Source organism: Vibrio sp. 1978 (assembly GCF_033344345.1).
This window is the reverse complement of the sequence record NZ_JAWPOP010000785.1, coordinates 1-579: the sequence shown is the minus strand read 5'-3', so window position 1 is coordinate 579 and position 579 is coordinate 1. Positions and strand designations below refer to the sequence as shown.

Genomic DNA, 579 nt, shown 5'->3' with positions numbered 1-579 from the left:
TTTGATACCCGTAGGGAGAAATAAAGCTCGCGCTTGCGCCAAACAATACCGCCATAATAAATGGCATCGGATCCACTCCGTACCCGACAGCCATACTATAGCCAATCGGAAATGCTAACGCGGCAGCGGCATTGTTGGTCACCAATTCAGTCAGCACCAAGGTCATGATGTATGTGGCCACCAGCGCACCAAATACGCCCCAGCCGTTAAACGCTTCGATAAACATCTCGCCCATCCTGACGGACAAGCCCGATGAAATCATCAGCTGCGCAATAGAGAGCGCAGAGCCCACAATCACCACAATATCAATGGGAAAACGGCGGCGAAGCTCAGAGATTTGCACTATGCCAAACGCAATGAGTGCAATGATGTATACCGCGAGCCCTTTAATGATCGGCACAAGTTCAAGTAGTGCACAGGCGATAACCGCAGCAAAACCAATCAACACAATCGTCGATTTATTGGAGTCCAAACGTGCGCTGGAATCTAAGTCGTGCACTAACACAAATTCTTTACGGTGCGCTCGACGCTCAGACTCAAAACGCTTGCCCGGCACCAACACTAAAGTATCGCCCGGAG

Annotated in this window: 1 protein-coding gene; it reads right to left on the bottom strand. The window is 50.4% G+C overall.

What is annotated here, in order from left to right; translation table 11 throughout:
• A partial coding sequence (locus R8N49_RS29095) for an SLC13 family permease (protein ID WP_412034935.1) occupies nt 1-579 on the bottom strand: 579 nt, incomplete at both ends.